Source organism: Pseudomonas sp. KT_2_4, assembly GCF_041410225.1.
GTDB lineage: Bacteria > Pseudomonadota > Gammaproteobacteria > Pseudomonadales > Pseudomonadaceae > Aquipseudomonas > Aquipseudomonas paracarnis.
In genome coordinates this window covers 5,277,092-5,299,280 of record NZ_CP166962.1, presented here as the reverse complement: position 1 = coordinate 5,299,280, position 22,189 = coordinate 5,277,092, and the positions used below count along the sequence as shown (strand labels likewise).

26 protein-coding genes are annotated in these 22,189 nt (G+C 58.0%); 7 read left to right on the top strand and 19 right to left on the bottom strand.

What is annotated here, in order from left to right; all coding sequences use genetic code 11:
• Positions 1-78 precede the first annotated feature (78 nt).
• From AB9N64_RS24360 to tsaA, 4 genes are all read left to right on the top strand, one after another.
• Positions 79-549 carry a GNAT family N-acetyltransferase gene (locus AB9N64_RS24360; RefSeq protein ID WP_020301153.1) on the top strand — a complete coding sequence of 157 codons (471 nt, stop codon included), beginning with the start codon at positions 79-81 and terminating at the stop codon, positions 547-549.
• A 207-nt stretch (positions 550-756) separates the two neighbouring features.
• The gene (locus AB9N64_RS24355; protein WP_106111045.1) at positions 757-1,467 is read left to right on the top strand and encodes an rRNA pseudouridine synthase; all 711 of its coding nucleotides are present in this window, start codon (positions 757-759) and stop codon (positions 1,465-1,467) included.
• A gap of 68 nt (positions 1,468-1,535) precedes the next feature.
• Positions 1,536-1,997 carry a DUF1456 family protein gene (locus AB9N64_RS24350; protein ID WP_005785469.1) on the top strand — a complete coding sequence of 154 codons (462 nt, stop codon included), beginning with the start codon at positions 1,536-1,538 and terminating at the stop codon, positions 1,995-1,997.
• 4 nt (positions 1,998-2,001) lie between these two features.
• Positions 2,002-2,697, top strand: coding sequence for a tRNA (N6-threonylcarbamoyladenosine(37)-N6)-methyltransferase TrmO (tsaA, locus tag AB9N64_RS24345; protein WP_014717182.1), 696 nt, complete (start codon positions 2,002-2,004; stop codon positions 2,695-2,697).
• Positions 2,698-2,829: 132 nt separating this feature from the next.
• On the opposite strand, the gene fpr is transcribed toward tsaA, so the two are convergent.
• The gene (gene fpr / locus AB9N64_RS24340; protein ID WP_003189055.1) at positions 2,830-3,609 is read right to left on the bottom strand and encodes a ferredoxin-NADP reductase; all 780 of its coding nucleotides are present in this window, start codon (positions 3,607-3,609) and stop codon (positions 2,830-2,832) included.
• A 125-nt stretch (positions 3,610-3,734) separates the two neighbouring features.
• Between fpr and AB9N64_RS24335 the strand changes: the two genes are divergently transcribed.
• A complete protein-coding gene (locus tag AB9N64_RS24335) occupies positions 3,735-4,661 on the top strand; it encodes a LysR family transcriptional regulator (RefSeq protein WP_003189054.1) in 927 nt (308 codons plus the stop codon).
• A gap of 3 nt (positions 4,662-4,664) precedes the next feature.
• Here the strand turns inward: AB9N64_RS24335 and AB9N64_RS24330 are convergent, their stop codons facing one another.
• The 3 genes from AB9N64_RS24330 to AB9N64_RS24320 form a co-directional block, all read right to left on the bottom strand.
• Positions 4,665-5,027 carry a diacylglycerol kinase gene (locus tag AB9N64_RS24330; protein WP_019817716.1) on the bottom strand — a complete coding sequence of 121 codons (363 nt, stop codon included), beginning with the start codon at positions 5,025-5,027 and terminating at the stop codon, positions 4,665-4,667.
• Between the two features lie 75 nt (positions 5,028-5,102).
• Complete coding sequence (gene erdR / locus AB9N64_RS24325; RefSeq protein WP_003189050.1) at positions 5,103-5,753, bottom strand: response regulator transcription factor ErdR; 651 nt, start codon at positions 5,751-5,753, stop codon at positions 5,103-5,105.
• A gap of 251 nt (positions 5,754-6,004) precedes the next feature.
• Positions 6,005-6,724, bottom strand: coding sequence for a tRNA-uridine aminocarboxypropyltransferase (locus tag AB9N64_RS24320; protein WP_014717180.1), 720 nt, complete (start codon positions 6,722-6,724; stop codon positions 6,005-6,007).
• A gap of 179 nt (positions 6,725-6,903) precedes the next feature.
• On the opposite strand from AB9N64_RS24320, the gene AB9N64_RS24315 reads away from it, so the two are divergent.
• On the top strand, positions 6,904-7,338 hold the full coding sequence (locus AB9N64_RS24315) for a PA3611 family quorum-sensing-regulated virulence factor (RefSeq protein ID WP_014717179.1): 435 nt from the start codon (positions 6,904-6,906) through the stop codon (positions 7,336-7,338).
• Between the two features lie 294 nt (positions 7,339-7,632).
• Positions 7,633-8,745: a TIGR00730 family Rossman fold protein gene (locus tag AB9N64_RS24310; RefSeq protein ID WP_020301155.1), complete on the top strand. Its 1,113-nt coding sequence runs from the start codon at positions 7,633-7,635 to the stop codon at positions 8,743-8,745.
• 61 nt (positions 8,746-8,806) lie between these two features.
• Here the strand turns inward: AB9N64_RS24310 and recX are convergent, their stop codons facing one another.
• The 15 genes from recX to AB9N64_RS24235 form a co-directional block, all read right to left on the bottom strand.
• A complete protein-coding gene (gene recX, locus AB9N64_RS24305; protein ID WP_014717177.1) occupies positions 8,807-9,274 on the bottom strand; it encodes a recombination regulator RecX in 468 nt (155 codons plus the stop codon).
• Between the two features lie 8 nt (positions 9,275-9,282).
• Positions 9,283-10,341 (bottom strand): recombinase RecA, encoded by a 1,059-nt coding sequence (gene recA / locus AB9N64_RS24300; protein ID WP_014717176.1) that lies wholly within the window; start codon positions 10,339-10,341, stop codon positions 9,283-9,285.
• Positions 10,342-10,424: 83 nt separating this feature from the next.
• Positions 10,425-10,925, bottom strand: a complete 501-nt coding sequence (locus tag AB9N64_RS24295) for a CinA family protein (RefSeq protein WP_020301157.1) — start codon at positions 10,923-10,925, stop codon at positions 10,425-10,427.
• Between the two features lie 81 nt (positions 10,926-11,006).
• Positions 11,007-11,501, bottom strand: a complete 495-nt coding sequence (locus AB9N64_RS24290) for a lysis system i-spanin subunit Rz (RefSeq protein ID WP_371359717.1) — start codon at positions 11,499-11,501, stop codon at positions 11,007-11,009.
• Positions 11,489-12,028: a glycoside hydrolase family 19 protein gene (locus tag AB9N64_RS24285; protein WP_130174745.1), complete on the bottom strand. Its 540-nt coding sequence runs from the start codon at positions 12,026-12,028 to the stop codon at positions 11,489-11,491. The genes AB9N64_RS24290 and AB9N64_RS24285 overlap by 13 nt, the downstream gene beginning before the upstream one ends.
• A gap of 36 nt (positions 12,029-12,064) precedes the next feature.
• Positions 12,065-12,277: a hypothetical protein gene (locus AB9N64_RS24280; protein ID WP_057012114.1), complete on the bottom strand. Its 213-nt coding sequence runs from the start codon at positions 12,275-12,277 to the stop codon at positions 12,065-12,067.
• Positions 12,274-12,621 (bottom strand): hypothetical protein, encoded by a 348-nt coding sequence (locus tag AB9N64_RS24275; protein ID WP_130174744.1) that lies wholly within the window; start codon positions 12,619-12,621, stop codon positions 12,274-12,276. The genes AB9N64_RS24280 and AB9N64_RS24275 overlap by 4 nt, the downstream gene beginning before the upstream one ends.
• Positions 12,618-13,697 (bottom strand): hypothetical protein, encoded by a 1,080-nt coding sequence (locus AB9N64_RS24270; RefSeq protein ID WP_130174743.1) that lies wholly within the window; start codon positions 13,695-13,697, stop codon positions 12,618-12,620. Before AB9N64_RS24270 ends, AB9N64_RS24275 begins: the two co-directional genes overlap by 4 nt.
• 330 nt (positions 13,698-14,027) lie before the next feature.
• Complete coding sequence (locus AB9N64_RS24265) at positions 14,028-14,747, bottom strand: hypothetical protein (protein WP_130174742.1); 720 nt, start codon at positions 14,745-14,747, stop codon at positions 14,028-14,030.
• A gap of 286 nt (positions 14,748-15,033) precedes the next feature.
• A complete protein-coding gene (locus tag AB9N64_RS24260) occupies positions 15,034-18,975 on the bottom strand; it encodes a phage tail protein (protein WP_371359716.1) in 3,942 nt (1,313 codons plus the stop codon).
• A gap of 59 nt (positions 18,976-19,034) precedes the next feature.
• Positions 19,035-19,643: a tail assembly protein gene (locus AB9N64_RS24255; protein ID WP_072434279.1), complete on the bottom strand. Its 609-nt coding sequence runs from the start codon at positions 19,641-19,643 to the stop codon at positions 19,035-19,037.
• Between the two features lie 32 nt (positions 19,644-19,675).
• Positions 19,676-20,305 (bottom strand): tail assembly protein, encoded by a 630-nt coding sequence (locus AB9N64_RS24250; RefSeq protein ID WP_371359715.1) that lies wholly within the window; start codon positions 20,303-20,305, stop codon positions 19,676-19,678.
• A 33-nt stretch (positions 20,306-20,338) separates the two neighbouring features.
• Positions 20,339-21,112, bottom strand: coding sequence for a C40 family peptidase (locus AB9N64_RS24245; protein ID WP_098949392.1), 774 nt, complete (start codon positions 21,110-21,112; stop codon positions 20,339-20,341).
• A 2-nt stretch (positions 21,113-21,114) separates the two neighbouring features.
• The gene (locus tag AB9N64_RS24240; protein ID WP_057021849.1) at positions 21,115-21,798 is read right to left on the bottom strand and encodes a phage minor tail protein L; all 684 of its coding nucleotides are present in this window, start codon (positions 21,796-21,798) and stop codon (positions 21,115-21,117) included.
• Positions 21,799-21,849: 51 nt separating this feature from the next.
• Positions 21,850-22,188, bottom strand: a complete 339-nt coding sequence (locus AB9N64_RS24235; protein WP_032893276.1) for a phage tail protein — start codon at positions 22,186-22,188, stop codon at positions 21,850-21,852.
• Between the last annotated feature and the right edge of the window lies 1 nt (position 22,189).

Below are 22,189 nucleotides of genomic sequence, written 5' to 3'. Positions count from 1 at the left end.
CGCCTCTGAGAAGATGCGGGGCTTTTTTAGGTCTATCGTATTGTCCATCAACCCCGAATACAGCAAGGGACAGCGGGTATGCGTCAGCATTCGGTGATTCACACACCTAAAACCAGCGACTACGCACGCCTGGTGCAGATCTGGGAGGACTCGGTACGCGCCACCCACGACTTCCTCCCGGACAGCTATATCGACATGTTGAAAAACCTGGTGCTGAGCCGCTATCTCGATGCGGTCATGCTGATCTGCACCAAGGACGTGCGCCAGCACATTACCGGCTTCGCCGGGGTGTCGGCGGGCAAGGTGGAAATGCTGTTTATCGACCCGCGCTACCGTGGCCAGGGGCTGGGCCGGCAATTGCTGGGCTACGCGATCGAACACATGAACGCCGATGAACTGGACGTCAACGAACAGAACCCCCAGGCCCTGGGTTTTTACCTCAAGCAAGGCTTCGAGGTAATCGGGCGAACAGAACATGATGGGCTTGGGCAGCCTTATCCATTGCTGCACCTGCGTCTGCGCCAGCAGCAACAGGCCCGTAATGCCTGAACTGTGGGAGCTGGCTTGCCCGCGAAGGCGTCGGGTCAGTCTACCCATCCGGTGCTGGTATACCGCCTTCGCAGGCAAGCCAGCTCCCACATTTGGCCCGTGTTGCGTCAGTTAAGTAATTGTTATGGCACATGGGCTGAAATGGGGCCGGGATTAACCGGCGCCAGGCAGGTACAATAGTGGCCCCCTTTTGTTACGGCCCTTGTCATGACTGACCCCATACGCCTCTCCAAACGCCTTATCGAACTGGTCGGTTGCTCCCGTCGGGAGGCTGAGCTGTTTATCGAAGGCGGCTGGGTCTCGGTGGACGGCGAAGTGATCGACGAGCCGCAGTTCAAGGTCACTGACGAGAAGGTCGAGCTGGACCCGGAAGCTAAAGCCACCGCGCCAGAGCCGGTGACTATCCTGCTGCACGCCCCCGCAGGCGTGGATGCTGAAACCGCCATGGCCTCGATCAGCGCCGAAACCCTCTCTGAAGAACACCGCTTCGGCAAGCGTCCGCTCAAGGGGCACTTTCTGCGCCTGAGCGCCAGCGCCGACCTGCAAGCCAAGGCCAGTGGCCTGCTGGTGTTTACCCAGGACTGGAAGATTCTGCGCAAGTTGACCGCCGATGCCGCCAAGATCGAGCAGGAATACGTGGTGGAAGTCGAAGGCGACATGGTTGCCCACGGCCTTAACCGCCTGAACCACGGCCTGACCTACAAAGGCAAAGAGCTGCCTGCCGTCAAAGCCAGCTGGCAGAACGAGAACCGCCTGCGCTTTGCGCTGAAAAACCCGCAACCCGGCGTGATCGCGCTGTTCTGCGAAGCCGTTGGCCTGAAAGTCATCGCCATCCGCCGCATCCGCATCGGCGGCGTGTCCATTGGCAAGGTGCCAGTGGGCCAATGGCGTTACCTGTCCGGCAAAGAAAAGTTTTAAGCCGTTCCCTTTTCCCGACACCGCCTGATTCCGGCGGTGTCATCAGTTGAATACCAGGATTGCCCACCATGATTCACAACGACGTACTGCGCAGCGTGCGCTACATGCTCGACATCAGCGACAACAAGATGGTCGAGATCATCAAGCTCGGCGGCATGGACGTGACCAAGGAAGACCTGCTGACCTACCTCAAGAAAGATGAGGAAGAAGGCTTTGTGTTCTGCCCGGATGAAGTCATGGCCCACTTCCTCGATGGTCTGGTGATCTTCAAGCGCGGCAAGGACGAAAGCCGCCCGCCGCAACCAATCGAAACCCCGGTGACCAACAACATCATCCTGAAAAAGCTGCGCGTGGCCTTCGAACTGAAGGAAGACGACATGCATGCAATCCTCAAGGCGGCGGAGTTCCCGGTGTCCAAGCCAGAGCTGAGCGCGCTGTTCCGTAAGTTTGGTCATACCAACTACCGCACCTGTGGCGATCAGTTGCTGCGTAACTTCCTCAAGGGCCTGACCTTGCGGGTCCGTGCCTAAGCCCATGAGTTACCAGGTCTCGCCCGTCGGCTTCGTACGCTCCTGTTTCAAGGAGAAGTTCGCCATCCCGCGCCAACCGCAACTGGCACCGGCTGCCCGTGGCGTGCTGGAGCTGGTGGCGCCGTTCGACCAGGGTGAGGCGGTGCAGGGGCTGGAGCAGGTCAGCCATGTGTGGCTGCTGTTTCTGTTTCATCAGGCACTGGAAGACAAGCCACGCCTGAAAGTGCGCCCGCCACGCCTGGGCGGCAATACGTCCATGGGTGTGTTTGCCACCCGCGCAACCCATCGTCCCAATGGCATCGGCCAGTCGGTGGTGAAGCTGGACAAGGTGGAACCGGGGCGGTTGTGGATATCGGGCATAGATTTGCTCGATGGCACGCCGGTGCTGGATATCAAGCCGTATGTGCCGTATGCCGATATCGTGGATGCGGCCACCAACGACATCGCCAGCAATGCGCCCGCGCTGATCGGCGTGCAATGGCTCAAGGCTGCACTGCAACAGGCGCAAGGCCATGCACAGCGCCTTGGTGAACCGTTGGTGGAGTTGATTGAACAGTGTCTGGCACAGGATCCGCGGCCGGCGTATCAGGTTCCTACCTCAGAACGGGAATACGGTGTGCGGTTCTGGGATGTGGATGTGCGCTGGCACTACCCGGAGCCGGGGATGATTTGTGTGCTGGAAGTGGTTTCGGCTAAATAGGGCGAAAACCAAATGTGGGAGCTGGCTTGCCTGCGATGCAGACACCTCAGTGGTTCAGTTGAACCGAGGTGATGCTATCGCAGGCAAGCCAGCTCCCACACTTTTTGGATCGCTGGTGTTACTGACTCTGTATTACTTCTCGACGAACGCACGCTCGATCAAATAATCACCCGGCTCACGCATCCGTGGCGATACCTTCAGGCCGAAGCTGTTCAACACTTCGCTGGTCTCATCCAACATGCTTGGGCTGCCGCACAGCATGGCGCGGTCGTCCTCGGGGTTGATCGGTGGCAGGCCGATGTCGCTGAACAGTTTGCCGCTGCGCATCAGGTCGGTCAGGCGACCTTCGTTTTCGAACGGCTCGCGGGTCACGGTCGGGTAGTAGATCAACTTGTCACGCAGGGCCTCGCCGAAGAACTCGTTCTGCGGCAGGTGCTCGGTGATGAATTCGCGGTAGGCGACTTCGTTGACGTAGCGCACGCCGTGGCACAGGATGACTTTTTCGAAACGCTCATAGGTCTCCGGGTCCTGGATCACGCTCATGAATGGAGCGAGGCCAGTACCGGTGCTGAGCAGGTACAGATGCTTGCCCGGCTTCAAATCGTCAAGCACCAGGGTGCCTGTCGGTTTTTTGCTGATGATGATCTCGTCGCCTTCCTTCAGATGCTGCAACTGGGAAGTGAGCGGGCCATCGGGCACCTTGATGCTGAAGAACTCCAGATGCTCTTCCCAGTTCGGGCTGGCAATGGAGTAAGCGCGCATGAGCGGGCGGCCGTTGGGCTGTTGCAGGCCGATCATCACGAACTGACCGTTCTCGAAGCGCAGGCCCGGATCGCGGGTGCACTTGAAGCTGAACAGAGTGTCGTTCCAGTGATGAACACTGAGGACACGCTCGTGGTTCATGTTGCTCATGTACGGGGGACTCCTGGAAATGGGTCTGCGCCAAAGGTAAGGATGCGCAATTGCACAGCATTCTAATGGCGGCGACAATATCTGTTAACTGGATTATTAAGATAAGGGTTATCGGTTATATCGATATGCGATTTACTCTCCGTCAACTGCAAGTTTTCGTCGCCGTCGCCCAGCAGGAAAGCGTCTCGCGCGCTGCTGGCCTTCTGGCCTTATCTCAATCCGCCGCCAGCACCTCAATTACCGAGCTGGAGCGTCAATCCAGCTGTCAATTATTCGACCGCGCCGGTAAACGCCTGAGCCTCAACGCCCTCGGTCACCAGCTGTTGCCCCAGGCGGTGGCATTGCTGGACCAGGCCAAGGAGATCGAAGACCTGCTCAACGGCAAGTCAGGCTTCGGTTCCCTGGCGGTCGGCGCCACGCTGACCATAGGCAATTACCTGGCGACACTGCTGATTGGCAGCTTTATGCAGCAACACCCCGAGAGCCAGGTAAAGCTGCATGTGCAGAACACTGCCCATATCGTGCATCAGGTTGCCCACTACGAAATTGACCTGGGTCTAATTGAAGGCGACTGCAGCCACCCCGATATCGAGGTGCAGACCTGGGTAGAAGATGAGCTGGTGGTGTTCTGTGCGCCCCAGCATCATTTGGCCAAGCGTGGCGTGGCCACCATGGACGAGTTGACCCACGAAGCGTGGATCCTGCGGGAACAGGGCTCGGGCACGCGACTGACCTTTGATCAGGCAATGCGTCATCACCGCAGCGCGCTGAATATCCGCCTGGAGCTGGAACACACCGAGGCGATCAAACGGGCAGTGGAGTCAGGCTTGGGGATTGGCTGCATTTCGCGGCTGGCGCTGCGCGATGCCTTCCGCCGTGGCAGCCTGGTGCCGGTAGAAACCCCGGACCTGGATTTGGCCCGGCAGTTCTACTTCATCTGGCACAAGCAGAAGTACCAGACCTCGGCGATGCGCGAGTTTCTCGAACTGTGCCGCGCCTTCACCGCTGGGGTGCAGCGCAGCGACGAGATCGTGCTGCCGAGTATCGCTTGATCGTCAGATCAGGATTACGGCCCATACCAGGGTGATCATGGTCAGTGCCACGAATTGCGCGGCGCTGCCCATGTCCTTGGCGTTTTTCGACAGCGGGTGGCGGTCCAGGGAAATACGGTCAATGGCCGCTTCTACCGCTGAGTTAAGCAATTCGACGATCAGCGCCAACAAACACACTGCAATCAGCAGCGCCCGTTCAACCCGGCTGACCTGCAGGAAAAAGCTCACGGGAATCAGGATGACATTCAGCAATACCAGTTGGCGGAATGCCGCCTCGCCAGTGAAAGCCGCACGCAGGCCATCCAGGGAATAGCCCCCTGCATTGAAGATACGTTTGATACCGGTTTGACCCTTGAAAGGCGACATAGATGTAGGCAACTGAACCAAAGAAGTGGGGAAGCTAGATCACGCAAAGTCAAAAAAGCGTGAAGCGGCTGTAACTTAATGTTGCGAGATGGACTCGAGTTGCTGCAAAAGCAACGCCGCCTGAGTGCGCGTACGCACGCCCAACTTACGGAAAATCGCCGTAACGTGGGCCTTGATGGTCGCTTCCGACACACTCAATTCGTAAGCAATCTGCTTGTTCAACAACCCTTCGCAGACCATGGTCAATACTCGGAACTGCTGGGGCGTCAAGCTGGCCAGGCCATCGCGGGCGGCCTTGGCTTCATCGGACACATTGATTTCTTCAAACGCCTGGGGTGGCCAGGACACATCGCCGTCCAACACCGTGCGCACGGCTTTCTGGATATCTTCCATCGCGCTGGACTTGGGAATGAAGCCGCTGGCGCCAAACTCTTTGGAGCGCACCACCACGTCGGCTTCTTCCTGGGCCGACACCATCACCACGGGGATCTGCGGGTATTGGCCACGCAGCAGCACCAGCCCGGAGAAACCGTACGCGCCCGGCATGTTCAGGTCGAGCAACACCAGATCCCAGTCGGATTTTTCAGTCAGGCGGGCTTCCAGTTCGGCAATGCTGGCCACTTCGACCAGACGTACATCGGGGCCAAGGCCCAGGGTTACGGCCTGATGCAGTGCGCTGCGAAACAGCGGGTGGTCATCGGCAATCAGGATTTCGTATGTGGCCATTGGTTAAATGATCCTGTTTTTTATGGGAGCCCTGATGGGTTCAGGGTTCACCAATACACGAGGCGACGGCCAGGCAGCGATCGCCACAGGGCCCGCTCAACGTCAAAAACACATGAAACGACGTCGATAATTCACGGTTGCGCCCAATCGGCGCACAGCATGCCCAGCGTAGCCTGGAGGGTCAAGCACTACGCCCGTGGGGATTTTAGCGGGTTGCGGGCTTACAGTGCCATCATGCAAACGTCGTCTGGTTATCCCGCCGGGATGTAGGGTGCAAGGCGGGTATGCACGGTGTCCTCCGCATCCAATGACAGTTGGAATTTGGCAGCCAGGTAATGGGTGCTGAACACATCAAGGTAGGCATCCAGCACTTCGCTGGCGGCCAGGTCATCGGCCAGCTCCAGGCACAGCGCCGCCACCTCGGCGGTGCAGAAATGGTCATCGCGCTTGGAGCGCCGTAGTTTGTAGCGTGACAACTGTTCGGGCGCCAGGCTCAGCACCGGTAAATGTTCCAGATAGGGACTTTTGCGAAACATCTTGCGCGCTTCGCTCCAGGTGCCGTCCAGCAGAATGAACAGTGGGCGCTTGCCCTCCTCCACGCGCACTTCACTGACCACCCGTTGCGGCGCCACGAATTCACCGGGAAATACGATGTAGGGTTGCCACTGCGGGTCGGCCAGCAACCTGAGCAACTCGGGGTCGACTTCGGTACGCGACCAGGCAAACGCGGTGGTGTCGTGTATGACATCGGCGATCAGCCAGCCCGTGTTACTGGGCTTCATCGGTTCAACGTCATGCATCAACAGGCACATGGCGGACTTGGCTTCTACCTGAGGCCGCCAGGCACACAGGCAGTACTCAGGAATGACCCGACAGCCGGGACAGCGCTCAGCACGGGAACCCCGATTGAGAAACGGCCTGACGGCACGCGCCAGACGCTGGGTACGCAAACGGGAGACGGCGTGACTCATCGGGCACGCGGCGAAGTAGAAGAAATCGACACGGAACAAAACTCATGGAAAACATAAGTCCCGCAGTTTACCAGCGATACGCCTGGCTGTAGTGGCAAGGGCTCACCTATAATTGCGCGCCACTGAACGCACAGCCCAGTGGCTGGTCTATGCACCAGTAACCGAATCAGGAGAGTTTCATGCTGCGTTCCATGCTGCGCCTTGTTGCCCCATCCGTCGCCCTTGCGCTGGTCTTGCCTATGGGCGCCCACGCGGCCTCGCTGCTGGAGGCTCAAATGAACAAGAAGCTGCAAAGCGTCGCGGCCGAAAGCAACAAGGACCTGCCCCGGGAAATCGACGAAAAAACCCTGGAAGTCGCCTACACCGTTGAAGGGATGCAACTGATCGATCACCTCAGCGTGTTGCCTGACCGTGCCGAACAGATGCGCGCCAACCCCAAGGCTGTGTATTTCCAGCTGGGCCGCAGTGTATGCACCAACCCGGGCTACCGCGAGCTGATGGCCAAGGGCGCAGTGATGCGCTATGAAATCACCGAGAACAAGACCAATCGCCCGGTGGCCTCGGTCAAGTTCGCAGAGGCCGATTGCCCGGCTCCGACGAAGAAGAAAAAGTAACCTTTGCTTGCCCCTCCCGCGCCGCTGCCCAGCGGCGCGCACGCCCCCGCTGCGTTTGCTGTCAACGACTAAACTGCCTAATGAGCCATCAATAAGCGGTTGCCAGCCAAGGGTTTTTCGGCCCATGATCAGCTCATCCCAGATGCCCGCCCACCACAGTTTTTAACGCTGTTCTGTCACATTTTCAGGGCAAAAAAGGCCTGCCCTCCTGCGGCATGCCGCGACACAAGCAGTGTCGTGGCCCAGGCGACGTTCTCGTCGACTACCCAGGCCCTGTAGAGAAGGAGAAATTGAATGCCTTATGAATCGAATGATTTGTTGCTTCGTCATTTTGAAGAAAACGGGACCGACCTCACCCAGCAGGTCGACGCACAAATTCAGTTGATCGCCCCCAACAGCCCGAATATCTCCCTTTATCGAGACATGATCCTCACCGTCCTGCGCATGGCCCAGGACGACCGTGATCGCTGGAACGCCAAGATCACCCTGCGGGCCATCCGCGAACTGGACCATGCCTTTCGGGTGCTCGAACAATTCAAGGGCCGGCGCAAAGTCACGGTATTCGGCTCGGCGCGTACGCCAGTGGAAAGCCCGCTGTATGCGCTAGCCCGAGAGGTAGGTGCGGCGTTGGCACGGTCCGACCTGATGGTCATAACCGGTGGCGGTGGCGGCATCATGGCCGCGGCCCACGAAGGTGCGGGCCTGGAGCACAGCCTAGGGTTCAATATCACCCTGCCCTTTGAACAGCATGCCAACCCAACCATTGATGGCACCGACAACCTGCTGTCATTCCACTTCTTCTTTACCCGCAAGCTGTTCTTCGTCAAGGAAGCCGACGCACTGGTGTTGTGCCCTGGCGGTTTCGGCACCCTCGACGAGGCATTGGAAGTGCTGACCCTGATCCAGACCGGCAAGAGCCCACTGGTGCCGGTCGTGCTACTGGATGCGCCGGGCGGTGGGTTCTGGCAAGGCGCCCTGGATTTCATCCGCAGTCAGTTGGAAGCCAATCGCTATATCCTGCCCACCGACCTCAAACTGGTCCGCCTGGTCTACAGCGCCGAAGAGGCCGTAGACGAAATCAACCAGTTCTACGCCAACTTCCACTCCACCCGCTGGCTTAAGCGTGAGTTTGTGGTGCGCATGAATCATCCCCTGAGTGAGCGCGCCCTCGCCCATATGCAGCAAGCGTTTGCCAGCCTGCGGCTCAGTGGCGAATTCCAGCAACTCGCCTATACGGGCGAAGACCATGACGAACCGAGATTCAGCCATTTGACGCGCCTGGTGTTCAATTTCAACGGTCGCGATCAGGGGCGATTGCGGGAGTTGGTGGATTACATCAACCTGCCGGAGAACTGGGCACAGGCTCAGGGCAAGGCCCAGCAACGGATGACGCCAGAGACAGCGTGATTTTTTGCAGGCAAAAAAAAAGGCCCACTATTTTCATAGTGGGCCTTTTGTTTTTTGGCGTTCAGTCGTCCATATCCCGGCCGCTCAACAAGCGGCTGATCATGTCCATCGAAAACCCGCGATAACTCAAGAAGCGACCTTGCTTCGCACGTTCTTTGGCATCAATCGGAAGATGCCCCGCAAATTTGCGACGCCAGGTGTCTTCCAACTGCGACTGCCAATTGATACCGCACTCACGTAGCGCAAGGTCAATATCGGCACGTTGCAGTCCACGTTGGCTTAACTCCTCGCGAATCCGCGCAGGGCCGTAACCGGAACGTGCGCGGTAAGACACAAAGCTTTCAAGGTAACGGGCTTCCGACAACAGCCCTTCTTCCGTTAACCGGTCGAGGGCTGTTTCGATCATCTCTGGCTCTGCGCCGCGCTGACGTAACTTACGTGTCAGCTCGACTCGACCATGCTCGCGGCGAGCGAGCAGGTCCATCGCAGTGCGCCGAACGGCGACGAGTGTATCCAGTACAACAGTCATCGTTTGCTTCAGACGTCAGTATCGGCTTCTTCCATTTCATCTACCGGCTCGCGGTTGGCAGCCGCTTTCACGTCCGGCGCTGCGGTCAGCAGCTTGTCGCGGATCTGCTTCTCAAGCGTGGCAGCGATATCCGGATTGTCTGCCAGGAACTTGGCCGAGTTGGCCTTGCCCTGACCGATCTTGCTGCCGTTGTAGGCATACCAGGCACCGGACTTCTCGACAAAACCGTGCAGTACGCCCAGGTCGATCATCTCGCCGTTCAGGTAGATACCCTTGCCGTAGAGAATCTGGAACTCAGCCTGACGGAATGGCGGGGCCACTTTGTTCTTCACGACCTTGACGCGGGTTTCGCTACCGACAACCTCGTCACCTTCCTTCACCGCGCCAGTACGACGGATATCCAGACGGACCGAAGCGTAGAACTTCAGCGCGTTACCACCGGTGGTGGTTTCCGGGCTGCCGAACATCACGCCGATCTTCATACGGATCTGGTTGATGAAGATCACCAGGCAGTTGGCGTTCTTGATGTTACCGGTAATTTTACGCAGCGCCTGGGACATCAGGCGGGCTTGCAGGCCCACGTGCATGTCGCCCATTTCGCCTTCGATTTCAGCCTTGGGCACCAGGGCCGCCACGGAGTCGACCACGATCACGTCGATGGCGTTGGAGCGCACCAGCATGTCGGTGATTTCCAGGGCTTGCTCGCCGGTGTCCGGCTGGGAAACCAGCAGGTCATCGACGTTGACGCCCAGCTTGCCGGCGTACTCAGGATCCAGGGCGTGCTCGGCGTCGACGAACGCGCAGGTAGCGCCCATCTTTTGCGCCTGGGCAATCACCGACAGGGTCAGGGTGGTTTTACCGGAAGATTCAGGACCGTAGATTTCAACGATACGGCCTTTTGGCAGGCCACCAATGCCGAGCGCGATGTCCAGACCCAGAGAGCCAGTGGAAATAGCCGGGATCGCCTGACGGTCGTGATCGCCCATACGCATTACGGCACCCTTGCCGAATTGACGTTCGATCTGACCCAGGGCCGCAGCCAAGGCTTTCTTCTTGTTGTCGTCCATTAAAGTCCTCACGTAATCAATAAGGCCTGACGGCCAACACCTGTATAAGTAGACAGTATTGTTCCACAAAGATCGGTGATCGCCTACCCCTGATTGTCTATTTCTGCTGCAGCTCGTCGCAACAAGCCCTCCAGCGCGGCTTTTACCGTTTGTCGGCGGACCTCGTCGCGGTTGCCGGGGAAGTGCGCAAGCTCGGCGGTCACCTCGTCGCCCACGGCAAAGGCCAGCCAAACGGTGCCCACCGGCTTGTCCGGCGAGCCGCCATCGGGGCCGGCCACACCGCTGACCGCCACGGCAAACCGCGCCAGGCTTTTTTCCTGCGCGCCGCGGGCCATCGCTTCCACCACTTCCTGGCTGACGGCCCCGACTTTGGCAAACAGCTTTTCCGGCACATTCAGTTGCCGGGTCTTCTGCCGGTTGGAATAAGTGACATAGCCCGCCTCGAACCAGGCCGAACTGCCCGGGATCCGCGTGATGGCTTCGGCAATACCGCCGCCGGTACAGGACTCGGCAGTGGTGACGTGGGCACTGAGCACCTGCAAACGGCGCCCCAGTTCGGCAGCCAGTTGAGTGATTTCCTTCACAGTCGTCTCCAGGAGTGGGCGGGGGTTCGCCTACCCTACAGGAGCCTATCGGCCATGCAAGATACAGAGTGCATCAAGAGACTAATGCGCGACGGCCTGCACATAGGCCTGGCAAGCGCGCAAGGCGATCAGGGCGCTATCGCCGTCGTCGGTGATGCGGATAATTCGCTGAGCATGCGCCGGGTCAAGTCGGGCTCGCGGGGCTGCATGAACCACGCCGCCGGGGGTGGAGGCGGCTGGTACTGTACAGCCAGTGGCGGTGGTGTCGAGAAGGACTGACAGCCGCACATCAGCAGTGGCCAGGCGATCGCGCAGAGCCACTTGGTTGCGTTGGGCATCGCTTAATTCCTGGGTGTGTTGCTGGTCGCTGGTGGTGAGCTGTAGCTCAAGGGCCAGGCGCTTTTCCTGTTCCGTCCTCTGCCGATTCAGCGCCGCCTGGTTTTGCTGGTTCAACGCTTGCAAATGGGAAGCGGCCTGATGCTCCAGCTGCGCACCATATCGCCAGGCCTGCAACTGCCACACCAGCGCCATGAGCAGGCATATGCCGATCCACCGCAACACACTTAGGAAACGCATAGCACCGCCTTCGCCCGCGCCCACAACTGCAGGCGGCCCTCCAGGCCGTTGAGTCCGCCGTTGATACGCCGGGTAATGGTGGTGAACTGGTTTTTGTCAGCCAGCTCGTTGAGCCCGTTGCTTTGCCAGAACCAGGCGGCGGATTCACATGCCCATCGAGGTTGTTCCAGCAACTGCGGATGACCAAGTAAATCCAGGCCCAGCGCCTCGCCACAGGCAGCATAATTAGCCCGCCCCGTGACCTGTATCAGGCCTCGGCCGCGAAATTTGAAACCATCCCCCACCACCGAATTGCCCAGATCAGTGCGCCCCTCATACCTCGCCTGCTGAGCGGTCGGCCCCCAAAACTCTTTCAACCAGCGCAACTGTCCAGACTCATGCCCAACCTGCGCAATAAAGGCAGCCATCCTCGACGGGGTAATAACGTCATACGCATGCATTGCGATGTTTAAGGCAGGAACAAAAACGCCGGCTTGGCGGCCGGCGTCGGGGAGGATCTGTAGTAACTGCTGCGGCGTCATCATCATTAAGATCTCCAGGTGATAAAAACGCGCGACAAGCAGTCAAGTTTCGACATTGGATACACCGCTGACGATATCCAACGCTGCCTTGCGTTTTTGCATCACGTCATCAGGAATGGGTCGGGCACGCTCATACTTGGCGATCACCTGCCAGTCGGTTGATTGCAGATAAGCGACTGCCTTCGTCCTGATCAGCTCGCCGTCCTCAGCGACACTGCCAATTTTCTCAAGGGCGTTAAGTTTTATCAGGCTCATACATCAACCTCGATGGGTTTGATAACCGGTGCAGCAATAACCGGCGCTCTTGGAATAGAAACAGGCCCCTCGCTCGTAACGGCCAACGGTTCCGGGTTGCGCATGAACTCAGGCGAATCAGCGCTTACCGGCAGCTTTAGGGTCAAGCTCAATACGCCGTTGTTACGCTCAATCACCGACATGGGTGCCAACCATTTACATTCGACGTCGCTGGACTTGACTTGATAACCGTCGGGAATCAACGACAGATCCAAGACATCTTCGCCAACGGTCAATAGCTCGCCCTCAAGGCTAGCCGTCAACTCGCCATCCATCAGAACGGCAAACAGTTTGATAATGATCATTTCCAAGCCCCCACTACCTGTACCTTGAAGTTTGTAAACTGCTGCGCCGTTGCACCGTTGCGGCAACTAAATCCTACTGAACCACCGTCTGCGTTGACCCATTTTGTGGTGATTCCGAAATGGTCATAACTAATGGTCGGCTGGAAATTAACCTCACATACGGCGAAACGTGGATCGACAACTTGGACAGGGAGCGCAACGATTTGGGTGATGATGTCCCCAGGCTGCAGCGTCACACTTGTGCCGGTCCAGATATGCATGACGACTTTCCCGTTCTTGTAGCGCCACACGGCAGCATTACCATTCATCATGGTCAGGTCCATCAACCCGCTGCGCTCACCATCATTTACCGGTTGCAGTGCACTGGCACTGTCCATGACCAATCGCCAAGGACCCCAGCGCGTTTCACTGGTGCCATAACCCGTACGCCTATAAGCGTTCTGGGTAGCGCCTGGAAGACCAGTCAAACCTACGAAATCCTGAAACACCTGGTCGCCTGGATTCAGCACCGTGTTGACGACTCCATAGGCATATCCAGAGGGCAGGGTGCCTGCGGTATTCAGAGAGACGTACCCATACCCTTGAACTTGGGCAATAGAAACATCATCGATATTGGCAACGTAAGTATAGGGGTTAAAGATTTTGAGACGACGGCGCACCATGAGTGCGGCGTCAATATCCAACTCGCCATATATGCCACTTTGCCAAGGCTTAGCGACTGTTCCTTGGGCATATTGCCGGCTCCATTCGCGCTCACTGAGCAAGTCGAAAGCGATTTGTCGTACATGTCCTCCACCGGCGCCACTTACAGTTTGAATGATAAAAACATAGCTCGACGGGAGCGAAACCCCACCATTGCCGAACATGAACAAACCATTGATGGCCGGTAGGGCGTCGGCGCTATCTGTAGGTTTCATAGAGATAGGAACGCTTGCCCCCCAGCCGCTGGCTTTGGCCAAAGCATCCCCCTGATATAACTCTGCGGTCATTGCATTGAGCTTTATCATCGCACTACGTGGAGTATCACCACCCACACCGCTGGGGCGCGTGCCCAGATCAATTTCTTGTCGTGCCATTTGAAGCTCCCAAAAACAGGCAAAAAAAACCGCACTACGGCGGACGTTAAAAACATAAGTCATCTGTTAAAAACAGCATGTACCACTACTGGGATTGTTATCTGACTTCACAATGTAGAGAAAATGAGACTAGCCACTCATAGGGCTGCGTTTTTTTTAACTTAACCGTTATGACTAGAGCACTGCTAGCGTCCAATGCTCATTCCCCCCTCACTCTCACTCTGTAGTTCCACCCACTACCTTCAGGTGCAAGTGAAACAACGCCAAATGCATCGTGTATCTCGCAGACCCCTCGGACATCTCATTAGAGCTGTGCTTAATGTAGCGCTTTTAGATATTTAAAATCGGCATCGCAGGAAAGTCATAAACTACGGCACCAGGAATACCACCTAAAAACATACCGGAAGGCGCATCCATAAAAGACTCCAAAAATAGTAAGGGTATTCCACTAGCAGCCCAACCCAGTCCTACTTCCGTAACCACCGATACCTGTCCACGACTGCTATTGGTAATCCCAAAAAATGCAAAAGGAAGTACCCCTATGGCTACATACTGCCCATTCTCTATCGGAGCCTTCCGATAGTGATAGAGATCGTCACGACCATTTACAAAAGGACTACCACTCACCCTAACCCAATCCTCTGCTTTACCGGATACCTCTCCAGAAAATGTGAGCATTCTCCGACTAGCATCAAAAACTCTATTGCTGACATCGTTGAATACCGACAAAGACCACTCTTCATCAGGGGGTAAATTCGTCGTATACGCTTGCCAGTTCAACGTAATGTCTGCTTGCCTCACCCGAACAGAAAAACCTGTCCACGCTCCGACCGAACCTATCGGTGTGATTCCTCCTATTTGTCCTTTACCCAGCCACTGGGCAGCGCAGGCGATAGGCGGATCGAGTGAAGTGATTATTGCCGCGAATCGGATAGAAGTAAGGCCAATCGCACAGTTCGTAGTACCAGACTCAGCCAAGGAATAATTCAAAAATGTAGAGTCGACGAGGATTTCCCCATCCGAATTTCTTACCGCTAATCCAAAGTTCATTTGTACGCCACCAAAATTAGCACACTAGAACACAAATAAGCTGGGCGGTAGTACCATTCATAGCCCCAGACTATTTGTCCCTCTAAAAGAGAAGCGGAGACACCTACCTGCCCGGCCCACCCTATGGGTATCGAATAGAGATAAGCATTAGCAGGACCATACCCAGGTACAGCCTTACTTCCTTTTGTCAGTGCCTCTACCGAAAACTTCTCTATAACCCGCAATGCCTGGCCTGTCATTGTGTTAATGGAAGCCCCCGTAGAATTGAATGTTATAAGTCCAAAACTCATGCACTCAAATCTCCCATTTGAACCCTAAGGGTACCAACCGAATCAAACACTTTTATCGCTCGATTATTCATCAGCATTCTTCCTGTTCCTGGCACCGAACCGTTGATTTCGAATGTTCCATCGAAGAACAACCTCCAACCTCGCTCCGCCTCCTTATAATTATTAGATTGAATGTAATTACCGATCTTGGCATTGGTAATAGTCCCATTCCCAATAAAGGCATCAGCAATAATCGTCTGCCCGTCCTGAATTACAAATGGAAATTGATTTTTCTGCCCTACTGCAAACCGATCAGCACTGATGATGAATTGGCTCTCCAACCCACCCGGTCCATTTTCTAAGCCAAGCCCGATACCGGCATAGGAATACTGCCCTTTGCCCGCGTCGTACTGCATGCGCACAGACCAGTTGGCCGTGACCTTGCCCTCCACAGTCTGAATAGCCGTCGCGTTGGTTTGGATGGCCAATGTTTGGCCACCTACCGTGGTTTGGACGGTGTCGATGCGTTGGCCGAGCGCCTGATCGCCATTTGTACGCGCGGTAGTCTCGCTCTGAACAGCCGCCTTATTGGCGTCGGTTTGTGCAGTGACGGAATCGATCCTGCTGCCGAGAGCGCCATCGGCATTGATACGTGCAATCTGTTCGGATTGGACAGCCGCTTTGTTGGCGTTGGTCTGCGCCATAACCGTATCGATCCTGCTACCCAATACCCCGTCGGCACTAATACGTGCAGTCTGTTCAGACTGAACAGCTGCCGAGTTCGCAGCATGTTTTACTTCCAGTACGTCCGTGCGCTGCCCCTGGATCAGGTCGCCCTCGATAATCGCCGACTGAATCGACCAGACGCCGACGCTCTGCTGTTCGGAACCCTGCCACCCAGCTTCGTCACCCTGCATAGAAGGGTTAACCTGCAAGGAGATGCCATCAACCCGTTCTGCCGTGGTAGTGACCTTGCCATCCAGCGTGGTCACCGTAGCCTTCAGGGTGTTCAACCCATTCGCTGTAGCGCTTACGCCGCTGACCGGATCATCAACCGTGACCTTCACAGCATTCAGTTGCTGGGCCTGAGCGTTGATGTCGCTGCCATGCTGAGCAATTGCCGCCGAGTTCTGCTGTATGTGTGCAGCCAGTGCCGCGGTGGTTTGCACAAGCGTGCCGATGTCCAACCAATACGTTGTATTCGGCGGTGTATTTCCAGCAGGCACCGAAACAACAGCCTGGTAAAGGTGATTGCCCAACCGCACAAACTCACCACTGGCATATGCCCTGGCCGAATCAAACAGCAACGCATCCGTTACCTGATCTACTAGCCCCTCCAACTCTTTGCGCGTCTTGTCCAGGCGCTCATTGACCGAGCCCACGCCCACACCGTCAATCAGCTCGATTCGATCCACCAGGTGCTTACCCAGCTCCGTCTCGCCAATCTTGCCTGCGATCAGATCGAGAATCGGAGAGGCATCCGAACTGCTTTGCCCCAGTACCCCAGACCCGGTCGGAAACCAAGGCCCGATATTGCCCGTGCGATCCACCAACCGCGCCCAGAAGAACAACGACGCCCCCGCCGCCAGCCCCATCATGGTCAAGTCAGTCTGCGGGTACGCGTAATCCCCCAACTTGGTCGCCAGCGCCAACTCGGCAGTCTTCCCGTACCAGATTTCCGTACGCTGCAAATCCGCCGTGCTCACTCCCTGCGGAATCTGCCATTTCACCTTGATCGCAAACACCAACGATTCCGTCGTCAGCGCTGCCACGGTCGGCGGCAGTGTGGTCTTGCCGTTAAGGACGGTTTCCACCGACTCGCTATACAACGAGCCGATATCCAACGCGTTGATCGCCCGCACCTTGGCCACATAGCGCCCGGCATAAATGCCGGACACTTCGATAGAACTGCCGCCCGTGCGGCCAGCGTAGATCCATTCACCGTCGTTCTTGCGCCAGTAAGCCTCGTACGCAATGGCATTGGCCGCTCGCTGCCATTCGATGGTCATGACATTGACCGCGCTGCCCTGCTCGACGAAATGGTCGTTGCTGACCATCACGCCGGTCGGTGCCGCTTGCACGCTCGGTGGGATCACCGTGATCGGCGGGCTGTCGATTTTGGCGCCGTTGTCGATGGCGGAAAATTTGCTCGGTACGTGCTTGACCGCGCTGAGGCTGTATTTGATTTCGTCATCCGAAAAGTCTTCGGAGATCGACAGTACGCGGAACTGTTGCAAAGCCAGGGTCGCGGAGTCGATGGCCCAGATCGATTGAGCCGGCGGCATGTCGTCGAGCTTGGTTTGCAGCGTAACCAACTGCTCATCCGCGCCTGCGGCGCTGACGGATTTGACCTCTCGGGACACAGCCTTGCCGTTGGGCATCACCAGGGTGATGGTGTCGCCGGCAGTGGCGGTGACTTCAGCATCCAGGGTGAGGGTGTCGAGGGTGGCGGCACGCAGGCGCCCGCCGATGCGGCGGCCTGCGCGGTCGTTGTCCGCCACGCGGATGATCTGGCCGGGCCGCGCCAGGGTGCCGTCGAGGCCGACCGCGAAGGTCACGCTTTCGGTTTCCAGGCGGTTGGTCAGCAATGCCCATTTGCCGATGCGCTGGGCTTGCGCCTGCGAGGTGCAACCGGTGGCGCTGATTTCGGTTTGCTGGATGCCATAGCGCGCGATACCCTCGGCGTCGTCGACGTATTGCACCTTCTGGCGATAGAAATCCGTCGGGTCGTTCCAACTGACCAGGGCAACGGTGTAGCGGGTCTTTTTCGCCGAACCGCCGTAAATGAACTGGCCGCCGATCACGTTGGCGTTGGAGTAGGTGTACACCGGGTCTTCCGGCATATCCGCCACCGCCATCACGGAACCCGCGCCCCAATAGGCCATGCCCCGGAAGGTGGTCGCCAGGTCTTGCAGCACCTTCAGTGCATCGGCACGCACCGACAGGTACAGGTTGCAGGTGAAACGCGGTTCGGTGCCGCCCTTGCCGTCGGACACCGGCTGGTCGCAGTACTGGCCGATGCGGTAAAGCTCCCACTTATCCACTTGGCCGGCGTTGAGCAGGTGGCCCAGGCCATAGCGTTGATGCAATAGCAGGTCGTAGTAGATCCACGTCGGGTTGTCGGTCCAGGCCGATTTGAACGTACCGTCCCATACACCGCTGTAGGTGCGGGTTTGCGGGTCGTAGTTATTGGGCACCTTGATGATGCGCCCGCGCAGTTCGAAAGAACGCGAGGGGATCGACTGAAATTGCGCGGCATCGAATTGCAGGCCGATCAGCGCCGAGCCCGGGTAGCGCAGCTTGGCGTCAATCACCTCGGTGGACGATTCTACGGTGGTGGTATCGGCAATCGCGCCACTGGTGGAGTTCGGCGTGATACGGCGCACGCGCAAGGTCCAGCCGACTTTCGCAGGTGGCAAGTCGACACGGTGGGAACGTTCGTACTTGGTGGTGGTTTTGCCACTGAACGCGGCGGCCAGCACCTCTGTAAATGCGCCGCCGTCGGTGGACAGGTCAATGGCGTACTGGACGGTATAACCGTTGGTGTCGCCGTTGCTGGTGTTGGTCTGCGACAGCCGCGTCACGGCCAGGCGAACCCGTACCGCCGACAGTTGCAGGTTGGAATAGGACTTGGTCCAGGGCTGATCACTGCGCAGCTCGACGGACACCGGGCTTTCGTTTTCCACTGCTGGGAAGCCAGGGATATGTGACTGGTCCTGGCTGCCATTGCGGGTGTCGAGGGTCACGCCACTGAAGTTGAGGCTGCCATCGGCGTTGGCCAGCGGGGTCTCGTCAAGAAACACCGAGCGCTTATCGTTTTTCAAACCGACAATCTCGCCTTCGCTGACGAGATCGAGGATACGGGCATAGGCCGTACTTTGCAGGCTGTCTGGCGCCTCCACGGAGGGACGGGGCTTGGACGCGCCGCCTTTGCTGCCAGCGAGAGTGAGGTCAGTCATGGCTTTCCTTCAGGCGAAATAAAGCCCGCACTCGGCGGGCTGGGTGAAAAGGAGGACGGTTAGAGTTGGTCCTGGGCGTAGATGCCGGCACTGATCACAGCACTGCCGACGACCAACTCGCCGTAGAGCAGCCCTACCGGATTGCCCTGGGCGTTGGTATTGACCGGGCCATTGAAGCTGTAGCTCGGGCGATTGTTGGGGCTATCCTGGGCGCCAAGCCCTTTGGGGGGAGGTGACAACATCTGCATGACGCCCCCCATCGCCATGGACGCACCTGCCATCATCATCATGCTGGCCGCCGGGCCCGTGAGAAAGCCAAACGGGTTGTAGTAGGCCACCGCGATTAATACCGCGCCGATAATGGTCTGTAGCCCCCCGGCCCGCTTGGAGCCGGTTAACACTGGCGCGATACGAATCACGTCCTTGCCAAGAGGCTTTTGGATATCGTCTTCGCTAATGTTGCGTTTGCCGTTGAATACCGCAAAGCGCAAACCTTTGTCAGCGCTCTGCAGCATGTAACGTTCAAAGCCGGGAAACTGTTTGAAGTAGCCCATCACGTCCTTGAAACCACCCGTGGTGGTCACACGATGCTCTCGACCGAAAAGCCTGGCGAGCGAGCCTGATAGCAGGACGGTTCGCATCATATTTTGTTCTACTGCCAATCCCATGAGCACTCTCCTGGTCATCTTCGCAACGTTGGCTAGAGTTGGTCCTGCGCATAGATACCCGCGCTGACCACCGCACTGCCCACCGTCAGTTCGCCATATAACAGGCCTACCGGGCTACCCTGGATGCTGGTGTTCACCGGGCCATTGAAGCTGTAACTGGAGCGATTATCCGGGCGGTCCATGGTGCCCAGGCCCTTGGGCATCGGCGACATCAACTGCGCGACGCCCCCCATGGCCATGGAAATCCCCATGCTCGCGGCAAAGGTCCAGCCAGTGGTGGATGAAGCACCGATCAGGGTGGAGGAACTCCCCGAGGCCAGACCGCCAGAGAAGTACGACGCCGCCACAATCAGCGCAACGCCAATAATGGTTTGCATCGACCCTGCGCGCTTACTGCCCACCAGTACCGGTGCGATACGGATATCCGCAGCGCCTGGAGGTGCCTTGAGGCGATCCTGGCCAATGTTGTCGCGGCCCAGGAAAATCGAATACGTCACGCCCCGGTCCTTGGACTGCATCAAATAACGCTCAAACCCCGGCACCAGAATGCACAGTGCATGGATCGCTTCCGAGGCGTTGCTCACCGCCAGTCGATGCACGCGCCCGAAGCTCGCGCCAAGGCTGCCGTAGAGGCGCACCGTCCTGACTTTTTCATGATGCATGGCATCCTCCCGGCGAATGATCCGCCGATGTGGTTAATGTTTGGCCCGCAGGCCGTGTCGCCAATAACTCACCGTCACCTCACCCCAGTAGCCGCCGTAGGTGTCGCGCTTGCTGTCGCGGCCATACAGGTGGTGCAGGATCGAACCTGGCGCCGGGTAATGTTCGGGTTCGCTTTGCAGCACGCCGTCGGCCAGGTAGATCGCAGCATGGTTGGGCACTGGCGAGCGGATCTGCATCAGTACGATATCGCCCTGTTGCAGTTGGCTGACCTGCACGAAGCCAGCGGCCGGCAGGTTGTCCAGGTAGAGGTTGCCGCCCTTGTCCCACCAACCGTCTTCACGCTGATAGTCACCCAGCTCGATGCCCAGCTCGCGGCGGTAGTAGTCAAGGATAATGCTCAGGCAGTCATGCACGCCGTGGGCGAAGGCGCGACCGATCAGGGGCGCCTGGTAGCCGTTTGGCGTGCAACTGGCCCATTCACCGGTGCGCACCTGCCCGTCGTCGTCGGTGCGTACTTCAACGATGTGCCAAGGCAACCCGGAGGCTTCGCACGCCACGCGGTCTGCTTCACTGGGTGTCGCCGGGCAATCCGGATGGCTGTGCACTACAGCGAGGATTTCGCCGCGTTCTTCCGCGGCGGCATAGTCCTCGGGCGCCAGCCGAAAGTGTTCGCTGGGTGTGCTCGCCGTATTTCGACAAGGCACATACACACGCTTGCGCCCTTCACGAATCAGCAAGCCGCAACACTCATGGGGATACGCGGCCACGGCGTGCCGGGCAATCGCCGCCAGGTTGGTCTTGTTCATGCTCAACTCCGCAACAGGCCCGCCGCTGGAAATGAACCGTAGGGCAGTGGGTTGTTCTCGCCGAAACGCAGCTTGCAGCTAGTCAGCCGCCCACCGCATTTATCCTTGGCAGCGTCGGTGACGATCACGTCATTGGCATCCGCCACCGGCCCGCCGTTGTAGCCGCAATAAGGGCCGCGGTAACCGCCGCAACTGAGCCACCAACACACGTTGGCGACGATCTGTCGACGTGGCAGTTGCACGCCGTTGAAGTCCAGCGCACTGGCCAGTTCAAACTTCACCGTCTCGCTGCTTTCCGCGACTTTGCGCTCGACGTACCAGATGTCCGGCGGCAGTTCCTCTTCAGGGTCGGCTTCGGGTTGGCCGTCGAGGTACTTGGCCAAGGTGCGATGGCGGATCAGCCGCGCGCCTACCAGATCTTCGAAATACAGCACCAGCGCCGTGATGAAACCGCCGACGTTACCTACGGCCAGCGTCGGCGTCGGTTGGGTACCCTGCCCCGACATTTCAAAGCCTTCGGCCTGGATCGGCCAGGGTGAATATTCGTGGCCCTGCCAGAAGATCGATGATTCCTGGGGGTAGCCGTGAAACCGGTACAGTTCGGCGCCCAAAGGAGTGGCATCGAGCTCGAAAAGCTCCACCCAGGCCCCGGGCTCCAGGGTCTGGATATCTGCGGTGATGGACATATGATTCTCCGGGCAAAGAAAACCCCGCACTACGGCGGGGTGGAGGCGGCGCTAGGGGTGGAAGGCTTGCTCGAACGTCGCCGTCAGGGAGTAGAGCCCGGCGCCCATGGGCGTTGGCTGGTAACCCTTGCAGCGATACAACGCAGGCTCTGCCAGTGGTGCGGTCCAACTGAACGCTTTGGCGCCAGCATGGCGATCAAGGAAAGCAACGATCGCTTTGATGCGCGCTTCGTCACCCACGAACGTCAGTGGCCAGGACTGGGTTTTGTTGTTGATCCCATCCGCGGCCGTTTGCTGGTAGCCGTCGCCGAACTTGGCCGTCTTCAGGCGAAATTCGACGCTGCCGACGGGCTCCACCTTGGGCACCCATGTGAAAGTTTCTGTGCTCATG

What these genes read in the sequence shown, in the direction of transcription:
- AB9N64_RS24360 (WP_020301153.1), top strand. Translation starts at nt 79, where the DNA reads ATGCGTCAGCATTCGGTGATTCACACACCTAAAACCAGCGACTACGCA.
- AB9N64_RS24355 (WP_106111045.1), top strand. Translation starts at nt 757, where the DNA reads ATGACTGACCCCATACGCCTCTCCAAACGCCTTATCGAACTGGTCGGT.
- AB9N64_RS24350 (WP_005785469.1), top strand. Translation starts at nt 1,536, where the DNA reads ATGATTCACAACGACGTACTGCGCAGCGTGCGCTACATGCTCGACATC.
- tsaA (WP_014717182.1), top strand. Translation starts at nt 2,002, where the DNA reads ATGAGTTACCAGGTCTCGCCCGTCGGCTTCGTACGCTCCTGTTTCAAG.
- fpr (WP_003189055.1), bottom strand. Translation starts at nt 3,609, where the DNA reads ATGAGCAACATGAACCACGAGCGTGTCCTCAGTGTTCATCACTGGAAC.
- AB9N64_RS24335 (WP_003189054.1), top strand. Translation starts at nt 3,735, where the DNA reads ATGCGATTTACTCTCCGTCAACTGCAAGTTTTCGTCGCCGTCGCCCAG.
- AB9N64_RS24330 (WP_019817716.1), bottom strand. Translation starts at nt 5,027, where the DNA reads ATGTCGCCTTTCAAGGGTCAAACCGGTATCAAACGTATCTTCAATGCA.
- erdR (WP_003189050.1), bottom strand. Translation starts at nt 5,753, where the DNA reads ATGGCCACATACGAAATCCTGATTGCCGATGACCACCCGCTGTTTCGC.
- AB9N64_RS24320 (WP_014717180.1), bottom strand. Translation starts at nt 6,724, where the DNA reads ATGAGTCACGCCGTCTCCCGTTTGCGTACCCAGCGTCTGGCGCGTGCC.
- AB9N64_RS24315 (WP_014717179.1), top strand. Translation starts at nt 6,904, where the DNA reads ATGCTGCGTTCCATGCTGCGCCTTGTTGCCCCATCCGTCGCCCTTGCG.
- AB9N64_RS24310 (WP_020301155.1), top strand. Translation starts at nt 7,633, where the DNA reads ATGCCTTATGAATCGAATGATTTGTTGCTTCGTCATTTTGAAGAAAAC.
- recX (WP_014717177.1), bottom strand. Translation starts at nt 9,274, where the DNA reads ATGACTGTTGTACTGGATACACTCGTCGCCGTTCGGCGCACTGCGATG.
- recA (WP_014717176.1), bottom strand. Translation starts at nt 10,341, where the DNA reads ATGGACGACAACAAGAAGAAAGCCTTGGCTGCGGCCCTGGGTCAGATC.
- AB9N64_RS24290 (WP_371359717.1), bottom strand. Translation starts at nt 11,501, where the DNA reads ATGCGTTTCCTAAGTGTGTTGCGGTGGATCGGCATATGCCTGCTCATG.
- AB9N64_RS24285 (WP_130174745.1), bottom strand. Translation starts at nt 12,028, where the DNA reads ATGATGATGACGCCGCAGCAGTTACTACAGATCCTCCCCGACGCCGGC.
- AB9N64_RS24280 (WP_057012114.1), bottom strand. Translation starts at nt 12,277, where the DNA reads ATGAGCCTGATAAAACTTAACGCCCTTGAGAAAATTGGCAGTGTCGCT.
- AB9N64_RS24275 (WP_130174744.1), bottom strand. Translation starts at nt 12,621, where the DNA reads ATGATCATTATCAAACTGTTTGCCGTTCTGATGGATGGCGAGTTGACG.
- AB9N64_RS24270 (WP_130174743.1), bottom strand. Translation starts at nt 13,697, where the DNA reads ATGGCACGACAAGAAATTGATCTGGGCACGCGCCCCAGCGGTGTGGGT.
- AB9N64_RS24265 (WP_130174742.1), bottom strand. Translation starts at nt 14,747, where the DNA reads ATGAACTTTGGATTAGCGGTAAGAAATTCGGATGGGGAAATCCTCGTC.
- AB9N64_RS24260 (WP_371359716.1), bottom strand. Translation starts at nt 18,975, where the DNA reads ATGACTGACCTCACTCTCGCTGGCAGCAAAGGCGGCGCGTCCAAGCCC.
- AB9N64_RS24255 (WP_072434279.1), bottom strand. Translation starts at nt 19,643, where the DNA reads ATGGGATTGGCAGTAGAACAAAATATGATGCGAACCGTCCTGCTATCA.
- AB9N64_RS24250 (WP_371359715.1), bottom strand. Translation starts at nt 20,305, where the DNA reads ATGCATCATGAAAAAGTCAGGACGGTGCGCCTCTACGGCAGCCTTGGC.
- AB9N64_RS24245 (WP_098949392.1), bottom strand. Translation starts at nt 21,112, where the DNA reads ATGAACAAGACCAACCTGGCGGCGATTGCCCGGCACGCCGTGGCCGCG.
- AB9N64_RS24240 (WP_057021849.1), bottom strand. Translation starts at nt 21,798, where the DNA reads ATGTCCATCACCGCAGATATCCAGACCCTGGAGCCCGGGGCCTGGGTG.
- AB9N64_RS24235 (WP_032893276.1), bottom strand. Translation starts at nt 22,188, where the DNA reads ATGAGCACAGAAACTTTCACATGGGTGCCCAAGGTGGAGCCCGTCGGC.